Here is a 9104-nt window from a genome sequence, read left to right as displayed (position 1 = left end):
TGGCATCATTTTCTGAATGATGGACTCTTTGAACTCTTCTGAATAGCGGGCCATTGATCACTCACTGGCCGCCCCCTGTTTAGGTTTTTAAATTCAGGAGAGGCGACAACTATGTTGGCACAGGGGGCCCGGCGACAGTGTTTGTTGATTGTATGTTTGTGCTGACGCTGATTTTCTTTGATCTCAGAGATGCCAGGAACTGGGCAAATTGTTTGGTTTTAGGTGCATACATGCTTTCGGTGATTGCCTCGTCAATAAGCTCGCGTAAACGTTGTTTGCACGATGGCTCCCCTGTTCTCTGGATCATCCTGAATTCGGCTTTACCTGGATTTGTTCCGTCAGCTATTCGTTTAGAATCCCTATCAGCACAGGCTAACCGTTTGTCTACACGATGCAGGTTATGCTTAATTTCCAGGCTCTCCATAGCCTGCTCCCAAATGCGATAGTCTTGGTGCAAGTTAAAAATTTTGCCTTTTTCATTCACCGTTGCGTAGAGCATATGCACATGCAGGTGAGCCGTATCTCCGTGTACAACGAAAAGGGCTGGTCGCTGCCCCGGGGCAACCATATCTAATGATTCTCTGGCCAATTTGCAGGCAGTACCTGCATCCAGCTTTTGACTGTCTGATGGGTGAAAACTAATCACACGGTGTTCCCACTGCGATTGCGGAGCTTTCTTGCCTGGTCGATTACGCTGGTTCCAGTCTACGATCTCAAAGATGAACGATTGTGCCGATGCTTTCGGAGAGTCGGTTATCAAGACTGGATTGGCAAGGGCTGTCTCTATATGCAGTACTCGCTCACTACTCTCTGCCTTTTGCATTGTTTTGACGTCAGAATCCTGCTGTTTTGCATCTGGGTCCAACATATAGCGTGCAACGGAAATTCCTGTCGCGATACTTCCGGTCAGTTTGGCATCAGCGATCATCGTTTCTGGTTATGGAATTTTACGAAGAGGCTGATTGCTTCAATCACCAGCTGGAGTTCGTATGTGTCAGGGACTTTTCCGGAATGTATGATAGTTACAAGCTCATTGACCATATTCCCGATTTGGGCCACTTCTTCCAGCTGCCGCCGTTCAACCTCTGATAGTGGCGGAGGTAAGGCTGTGTTTTGATGCAGAGAGAGGAGGTATTCTGATACGTGCAAATTCAGTGATTTTGCTTTTGTCTGGATTGCAGATTTTTCCTGAGTACTTACCCGGATTTGGATTGTTTTGGTTTTCTCCATGATGGTCGTCCTTTTTGATGTGCATAGGATACCGTGGTTTAGGGCGGGAAAACGGTAAGGGGTAATTTTTTTCCCCAGATATGTTGGTGCTCTACGGCATTAAAAACTTTCAGAAAGGTGTTGATGTGCTTTTGGAAAGTGGTTGACGCTTGAATTTTATTGGTCGTTTGCTGTAAATGGCATTTGCTTTGCCTTATCCGGCAAGCCCGTTGCTGAATTCGACATTTATTGTCGAACGGCCCCAAACACGTTGACTCAGTACGTATCCGAATATTTTATATTGCCTGCGGCGGAGTGAAACGACGCCGCACCCACTCAGTGCGAGTGCACACTGAGTCAGTCTGCAAAGTAATGTCATGACTTTGCCCTTGCTTGCATTCCGCAATGCTCTGACTGATAGTTCAAATCTGCCATATTCAGCCAGTAAGCCCTCCCGCGAGAGAACAGCCGAGAGATACCGTGAATGCTTGAAATATTAATATCTGCGACCAATGCCTTTTGTAAATACATGAAGGTTGATCTGGATCGGTTACCCAGTCCGGATGGTAAGCGCATAGGCACTCAGCCGATTGCTTCTGGTGATAATGTCATTGCCTGGCAGGTGCATGCGGTTAAGGGGTACCGGAATAGAGAAGGGTGCACGGATGTTATTGTGGTGGAAGCCCGCAGTCGTTACGCCATTCTGTTTTCCAACCCGATGTTTTCTGATTTGGACGAGTTTGCTGCGCGATTTACCAGGCGCTGGGCCAGAGAGTGTATCCATATGGCCATAGAGAGTGGCGCTACCACAGAATCGCAGGCTCAGACCATGTATGACCAGTTTCTCGATATGGAAAAGGGAATCCGGTTTGTCAGAAATACCGATCTCAGTGTCAACGGACATGTTGCCGATGCTGAACAGTGGCTGAGCCAGTCCTATGAACATTACGGGCTGGAACAACTGGACGAGAGTGAAGAGATTGGGTTGGGAATGCACCGAATCAACTGTGTCCACAAAAAGGCTAAGGCGTATCCTGGTGCAAAACAAATGGAGTGTTTCATTCCTATGTCACGGATGGTGGATGACTGGCTGTTCCGGTTTGCCAGAGGTCTGTCTGCGTGGGCGTATCCACAAACGCCGGATGGGGATTTTCCGAACCCATTTCCTGCGGCAGCAGCTACTGTTATCGGGCAGGAGAGATCATTGGCTTTGCCAGATAATGTGGTCAGCCTTGATGAGGTGCGTAAGCGTAAGAAGGTGCAGAAGGCATAACAGTCATGAGTGAATATCAGTATTACGAGTTGGTGGCCGTTGACCGGCAGTTGTCCAAAGATGAGATGGGCTATCTCCGGGGGATTTCCAGCCGGGCGCAGATATCGACTACCCGGTTTTGTAACACCTATAACTACGGTGATTTGAAAGCCGACCCAAGGCAGTTACTGAGCAGGTTCTTTGATGCTTTTGTTTATGTCTCTAATTTTGGGTGCAAAATTTTTGCGATCAAGGTGCCTCGGAATCTTGTGGATGAGTCGCTGCTGCTTCGGTATCTGGTGAATGATACCTGCAATTACACGGGTGTAGCCGATCACTGGATCATTGAGTTTGCCTATGAAAATGAAGATGGCTATGACGACGAGTGGGATGATGGCGATGGCTGGATGGGTAGCCTGCTGAGCATTCGCAGTGAGCTGATGCACGGTGACAATCGTTCACTGTATCTGGCCTGGTTGTCTCAATTGGACTGGTTGGAACCGGATGCCTTGTCACCCGCCATCCCTCCTGGTTTGGATGATCTTTCTGCCAGCCAGAGTGCGTTGTGTGATTTTTTGAAACTGGATGCTCAACGGGTTGAGGCGTCGGCTCAGATCAAACCGGATTATGCCAATGCTCAGCCAGAAGCGCTGATCGATCAATATGTGATGCAGCTCCCGGAAACGACTGCCAGAAACCAGCTGAGGGCATTGCTATTAGACGAAACCGGTACTGTACGAAGAGAACAGTTTGCCACTCTGGTTGGTCAGGCTCAGGAGGTGCCCCGCAGCAGTTCGGTCACGGTTGGCCACCTGCTGGCTTCAGCCCGTGAGTTGCGGAAAAAGGCCCATGAAAAGGCCCGGGAACAGAAGCTGCGGCAACAACAGGAAAAGGCAGAAAGCGTGGCCGCTAATGAAGGGGTGTACTGGCGGCGAGTGGAAGAACTGTTTGAGAAAAGGGGCTCTTCTACCGTGTATTCTGAACTGTCCGCAAAGCTTGGTGACCTTCAACTCATGGCCAAAATGGTGAACAGGCAAACAGCCTATGACCAGAAGCTGGCAGAGCTGAAACAACGCTACGCAAAGAAAACCAGCCACTGGCAGGGATTAAGGTGCCGGTAACTGACTTTAATCAACGAGCTAATAAGTAGGCATAAATACCACTATTTAATGTTGTTCGCGTTTATATGCTGTGTGTTTTGCTATTATGTAGACAGATATACACTATTTAAGTGATTAAAACGTCTACATGAAGGAGTGGTAACGATGGATCAGGCCACTGCAATCCACCGGCTATCGGCTTTTGACCGGATGGGACATTCGGTTTTTACCACCAGGGATTTGGGCAAAATCTTTATTGAAGACTCCCCGAGAGCCTTTCAGGCTGGACTGGTTCGGTTGGTGAAGAATGGTATTCTTCGTCGGATGATGAAAGGGGTTTATACGTTCACCCTCTCAAGCAACAAAAATGCAGATATGCTGGAGCGCATTGCCATAGCCTTGCGAAGGGGGGAGTACAATTACATCAGTTTGGAATCGGCACTATCGGAATACGGCGCTATTTCCCAAATCCCTGTCGATCGGCTGACCATTATGACCACAGGCCGGAAGGGAGAGTATAAAACTCCTTTTGGGGTTCTTGAATTTACCCACACTCGCCGTTCAGTCGCCGATATTTTGGACAGTGTCGTTGATCGTGACAGACCGTTAAAAATTGCTACGCCTGAGGCGGCATTGCGTGATCTTCGGCGTGTAGGGAGGAATATTCATCTGGTGAAGGAGGCACAGAGTTATGAAAATGACCACTGAGGATTTTTCACAGCTGGTTGAGAGGATTATGCAAAATAGTCATCTCGCACTAATGCGGCCAGTCGTTGAGAAAGAGCTGCTTCACTATGACATTCTGTTCTGTCTTGACCGGGAAGGCCTGTTGGATCATTTGGTGTTTCAGGGCGGTACGTCGCTTCGTCTGTGTCATGGAGGTAATCGGTTCAGTGAGGATCTGGATTTTGTTGGAGGGGTGGATTTTTCGTCAGCCTCTCTTGCCAATATAAAGACATGTATTGAGGACTATATTGGGGCCAGATATGGATTGGAGGTATTGGTTAAAGAGCCAGCAACGCTCAGAAAAGAGCCTTGTTATGCACAAATGAATATTGATAAATGGCAAATTTCGGTAATAACCTCTCCGAAGCGTAAAGATATTCCCCGGCAAAAAATCAAGATTGAAGTCGCTAATGTTCCGGCATATACCAAAGAAGCATTGCCGCTGCGAGTGAATTACCCGTTTCTCCCCGATGGCTATGGAGACACCTTGGTATTCACTGAAACCCTTGATGAAGTACTGGCAGACAAACTGATCGCCTTGCCTGCAACGCAAAAATACATTCGTTATCGTGATATCTGGGACCTGCCCTGGCTTCAGCAACAGGGTGCTGCAGTGAATGTTGAGCTGGTAAAGAAGAAAGTGAACGACTACCGGCTTGATGACTTTGAACAGCGACTGGATCAGCTGATTCGGAATATCCCTGATATAGTGTCCGGTGGTGGGCTGAAAACTGAAATGCGGCGATTTATACCTGCCGATGTTTATGAGCGCACTTTGGGTAAGGAGAAATTTGAAAGCTACTTGTCAGGGACGTTACAAAAACTGTTTAGCCGTTTAAAGGGAGAGCTTTATGGTGAAGGTGAGCTTCCTGAGTTCAGAATGTGATGATGGTCGAATGTTCTTTTCTGGAGTAATGGTGACGAATGAACAACAGTAACCCTCCTGCCAAACCAACCATGGACTATGCCCAACTGCTGGAAGCCCTGAACCGGGCCAGCACCTTTGATCTATTCCGGCTCAATGCCATGATTGATCGTGAGCTGGAGTCGTCAGAACGTATTGGCAGAATCAAGGCTGCGCTGACATAGGGCAGAAGCTGAGCTACTTTGATCGTAACAGTAATTCACTGCGTGACTGTGAAGTGTTGCAGCTTAAACAAAAGCGGGCACTGGTGCTGGATTTTACCGATGGTAAACGTTGGACAGTGCCTTACTACATGCTCAATCTCGAAGGTGCCGATGCTCGTGTTAATCATGAAACTCAACAAGGCCTGAGTCGCCATGCCATTGCTGTAGGTGATTTGTTGGGTTTTAAAGATAAGCATGTAGAGGAACATTTTGGCCATGCCCTCCGTCTGAATACTAAATCGGTCACCCTGCAGGTGTCAGAAGGGCAGTGGCGCGTCGCTTATTCTCTGCTTTACCGGGTTCTGGATGGACAGGGTGAACAGGAAGGGGAGCTGTTGATTGACGGTGAGAGGGCTGATCAATGCAGTGAGACCGTTCAGGGCTCATTACTTGAGTGAATAACTTCTTGCCTGAAGCCTGCCAGGTTTCAGCAGCGGGTAACTGATTAAACGAGATAAACATACTGTATAGGAGTCAGTAATGAGTTCATCCAAAAATGCTGAAATAGAGGAACGGATTTACAACGATATTGTTGTGGATTGCTATGATGAGCTGGAGCGTAGCACTGGGTGGCATTGTTACCTGGATGACAGGCTGGCTTTTCCCTTTGAGGCAGAGTGCTGTCAGGAGTTAACGGTATCACCACTGAAAATGAAAGAGCGGGTGGTGGTTACCGGAATGGCGGATCAGGATTATTGCGAGGCCACCATGCAGGTTCAGATTAAGTGGCTGGATCGAACATTGGCCGTTCCGCTGGTGCAACTCGAAGCATCCAGTGATGACGTGGACGAAGAGACGGTTGAAGCGATAGGTGATTGGCATTATTGGGTTGAGCAGGGATACCATTTTTGAGTTCTCTTAAGTCTCAATCTGGTACTCAAGAGTCCCATTTAAGGGCCTTGGAAAGTCCCGTAATGAGACCTATGGTACCCAAAAAGAGACCTTTAAAGGACGACTTCCTTCTTGATTACCATTGCCTCTGCTCTCTTTACGAAAACCCTTGTTATCTGTGATTTATGGTAAGCCGGATACATCGTTTTATCTGAATGAGCTGGTTCGGTTGGCTGGGACTGGCAAAGGTGCTGTTGTCCGGGAAGTAAAAAAAATGACCGAAGCAGGCATACTGGTCACTTATCAGCAGGGGAATCAGCAGCACTATCAGGCCAACCCCGGAAATCCTGTTTTTGAAGAATTAAGGGCAATTACACGCAAAACGTTCGGCATACAATATTTGCTGACAGAGGTGTTGGCCCCGGTTTTAAAACATTGCGATATGGCTTTCGTGTATGGCTCTGTGGCAAAGGGAGTGGAACACGCTAGCAGTGATATTGATGTATTACTGGTTGGTGAAGGACTAAGCTATGGTGAAATTCTGGAGCGTTTGGAACCTGCAGAAAAGCAGCTTGGTCGAGTGATTAATCCCACTATTTTTTCTCCCGATGAGTTTCGGCAAAGAAAGGAATCACAGCAAAGCTTTGTGACACGGTTGATGGATCAACCTAAGCTATGGCTCACTGATCAGGCAGTTGTTGATAAGGGCGAATCATGAAAGAGCTTGATAACCTGGTCAAAATACATAAGTTGAAACCGGAAGCGCCAGATGCGAATGAGTTCGCAGGGATGGTTAGAGCGGCAGAAACCAGGTTAAAAGATGCGGCTATTGTGGGACTGTCAGTAGATAGTCAGTTTTCTCTGGCTTGCAGAACGCCACCAATATCCGTAGTTTTCCCGTTTGAACACAGACAGTTATGAACTTGGTTCTGGAAAGCGGGTCATTGCAGAGCGTGGGACCCTGAATCGAAAATATTTAATAACAATACCTCGAAGTATGAGTGCCTAATAAACCAATATGTCTATTAAATGAACCATATGTTGGTTATTAAAATAGAAATATTGGTTTATACTTGAAGTATCATCTATACCTTACGAGCTTCATGAATGTTTGCCTTAAAGGGAGTGCTTCGCGCCGAAAGTCAGGAAAAGATACTGATATACCTGATGCTCAGGAACTCTGGCTACGGAAAGGGTATTGCCGAATTCTTTGGCCTTTCTCAAAATTCAGTACAAAAACAGCTGGTTAGAATGGAAGAGGATGGTGTTGTTGTTAGTCATTTAATTGGAAGGCTAAGAGAGTATCGCCTTAACCCCAGGTATGTCTTTCTGGCGACAATGAAAGAACTGATTAAAGCCGCTATCCCATTATACCCGGAGACAGTCATTCAGGATCTGGTGATGAATCGTAATAAACCCAGGGCGATAGGAAAGCCGACAATAAGAGTCCGCTCAGGCAAAACAGGGGATGAGTCTGAACATGGTTGATTATAAAGGTATATCGATTATTGATCTGGCCGGGATAGTCGCTGAGCACTTGCAGTCACATGGAGTCAGGGTTGTATTGGTTGGTGGCTTGGCTGTTGAGATATATAGTGAAAATCTTTATCTCACCAAAGATATCGATATGGTGAACGTTAGCCATGACCCGGTTGCCAGGGTCATTCAGGCAATGGATGAAATAGGGTTCAAGAAACACGGTCGTTTTTATATTAATGACACGACACCAATCTGTGTTGAGTTTCCACCAGCACCATTGGCAGTTGGAGATGAAATCATCCAAAAAACAACCATCGTTAAACATGGCGGCAGCAAAATTCCAATATTGCTGGCCGCCGATGTAGTAAAAGACCGGTTGGCGGCTTATTTTCATTGGAATGATAAACCCTCTTTGGTTCAGGCGTTGGCAGTTATGGTTAAACACAGCATCAGGCCTGTTGAATTAAAAGCATTTTGCGCAAAAGAAGGTCAGGCAGGTGCGGTTCAGACTATCGAAAGATTGTATCAAGTGGCAAAGGAACAAAATGTTGAAAGCATGGATGAGTTACAGTCGATAGTATTACTTGATTTTATGAATCAGATATAAACGACCAATTCTATATATCAGCATTCCAACCTACGCATAGCCTACAAATGGCATCGATTTTGGTCGAGACTTGTACTATTGTTCTACAATGATAAGGGTGTATAAATCAATAATAATCAGTAATTTATGGAGATCTTTTAAATGCGTCAAATATTAAATATGTACCAAAGTACCTCTCCGGAGGCAGAGGTCAGAGGTTCGAATCCTCTCGGGTGCGCCAGTAAAATCAATGTCTTATCTCCTGTTTTCTCTTCGTCAAAATCACTTGAATTTCTTTTTCCACTTCATTTCCACTAACGTGTGAAAAACGTAATCCTAGACTATCGACCAGAACCTTTCTGACTTTTTCGTGACGTCGGTATTTGCCAGGTGTATTGAGTCCAGTAGGAACAGCTCATTGAGGTGCGTTCCATTGCATAAATGGTGATGTGGTATGTGGGCCGTAGATGCCTGCAAATTTGCTGACTTTTTTCTGCTAAAAAACTATCAGACAAATGCACTTATTTGCCGGTTTGTGGATGACTCATTGATTATTTGCAACGGTGTAATCTGCTCACTCCACACGATAAGGCACAGGCCATAGAATGCAGACGTTCGTGATATCATCATCTTTGCGCTATCAAGGATGATTGCCATGAATGACAAGCAACGTAAGCGCCAAAATAACCCACGTCCTACCCTGCTCAGATTTGATCAAGGATCATAAAGCCTCTGATTACATGGAGGCTCCAATGACCAATCCAGAAACCACTAAAGAACAATGGCTGCAACG

13 protein-coding genes are annotated in these 9104 nt (G+C 46.4%); 11 read left to right on the top strand and 2 right to left on the bottom strand.

Annotated elements, in window-relative coordinates; all coding sequences use genetic code 11:
* Window positions 1–109: 109 nt before the first annotated feature.
* Both J7439_RS24475 and J7439_RS24470 read right to left on the bottom strand, forming a co-directional pair.
* Entirely contained in the window at window positions 110–928 is an 819-nt protein-coding gene (locus J7439_RS24475; RefSeq protein ID WP_209204671.1) for a relaxase/mobilization nuclease domain-containing protein, read from the bottom strand.
* Complete coding sequence (locus J7439_RS24470; RefSeq protein ID WP_209204670.1) at window positions 925–1230, bottom strand: plasmid mobilization protein; 306 nt, start codon at window positions 1228–1230, stop codon at window positions 925–927. The genes J7439_RS24475 and J7439_RS24470 overlap by 4 nt, the downstream gene beginning before the upstream one ends.
* Window positions 1231–1693: 463 nt before the next feature.
* Between J7439_RS24470 and J7439_RS24465 the strand changes: the two genes are divergently transcribed.
* The 11 genes from J7439_RS24465 to J7439_RS24410 all read left to right on the top strand — a co-directional run bounded on the left by J7439_RS24465 (window position 1694) and on the right by J7439_RS24410 (window position 8332).
* Window positions 1694–2482, top strand: coding sequence for a hypothetical protein (locus J7439_RS24465; RefSeq protein ID WP_209204669.1), 789 nt, complete (start codon window positions 1694–1696; stop codon window positions 2480–2482).
* Window positions 2483–2487: 5 nt separating this feature from the next.
* Complete coding sequence (locus J7439_RS24460) at window positions 2488–3582, top strand: hypothetical protein (RefSeq protein ID WP_209204668.1); 1095 nt, start codon at window positions 2488–2490, stop codon at window positions 3580–3582.
* A gap of 144 nt (window positions 3583–3726) precedes the next feature.
* A complete protein-coding gene (gene abiEi, locus J7439_RS24455) occupies window positions 3727–4269 on the top strand; it encodes a type IV toxin-antitoxin system AbiEi family antitoxin (RefSeq protein ID WP_209204667.1) in 543 nt (180 codons plus the stop codon).
* The gene (locus J7439_RS24450) at window positions 4253–5173 is read left to right on the top strand and encodes a nucleotidyl transferase AbiEii/AbiGii toxin family protein (RefSeq protein WP_209204666.1); all 921 of its coding nucleotides are present in this window, start codon (window positions 4253–4255) and stop codon (window positions 5171–5173) included. Before abiEi ends, J7439_RS24450 begins: the two co-directional genes overlap by 17 nt.
* 38 nt (window positions 5174–5211) lie before the next feature.
* Entirely contained in the window at window positions 5212–5376 is a 165-nt protein-coding gene (locus J7439_RS24445; protein WP_209204665.1) for a hypothetical protein, read from the top strand.
* A gap of 53 nt (window positions 5377–5429) precedes the next feature.
* Entirely contained in the window at window positions 5430–5813 is a 384-nt protein-coding gene (locus J7439_RS24440; protein WP_209204664.1) for a hypothetical protein, read from the top strand.
* Between the two features lie 82 nt (window positions 5814–5895).
* Window positions 5896–6267 (top strand): calcium-binding protein, encoded by a 372-nt coding sequence (locus J7439_RS24435; RefSeq protein WP_209204663.1) that lies wholly within the window; start codon window positions 5896–5898, stop codon window positions 6265–6267.
* A 253-nt stretch (window positions 6268–6520) separates the two neighbouring features.
* On the top strand, window positions 6521–6964 hold the full coding sequence (locus J7439_RS24430) for a nucleotidyltransferase domain-containing protein (RefSeq protein ID WP_209204662.1): 444 nt from the start codon (window positions 6521–6523) through the stop codon (window positions 6962–6964).
* Complete coding sequence (locus J7439_RS24425) at window positions 6961–7167, top strand: hypothetical protein (RefSeq protein WP_209204672.1); 207 nt, start codon at window positions 6961–6963, stop codon at window positions 7165–7167. The genes J7439_RS24430 and J7439_RS24425 overlap by 4 nt, the downstream gene beginning before the upstream one ends.
* 246 nt (window positions 7168–7413) lie before the next feature.
* Window positions 7414–7734: a winged helix-turn-helix domain-containing protein gene (locus tag J7439_RS24415; RefSeq protein WP_209204660.1), complete on the top strand. Its 321-nt coding sequence runs from the start codon at window positions 7414–7416 to the stop codon at window positions 7732–7734.
* The gene (locus tag J7439_RS24410; RefSeq protein ID WP_209204659.1) at window positions 7727–8332 is read left to right on the top strand and encodes a hypothetical protein; all 606 of its coding nucleotides are present in this window, start codon (window positions 7727–7729) and stop codon (window positions 8330–8332) included. Before J7439_RS24415 ends, J7439_RS24410 begins: the two co-directional genes overlap by 8 nt.
* Window positions 8333–9104 lie beyond the last annotated feature (772 nt).

The sequence above is a fragment of the Salinisphaera sp. G21_0 genome, from assembly GCF_017744115.1.
GTDB lineage: Bacteria > Pseudomonadota > Gammaproteobacteria > Pseudomonadales > Endozoicomonadaceae > Endozoicomonas.
Note: the sequence above shows the minus strand (reverse complement) of the source record. Positions and strands in the feature narration are given on the sequence as shown.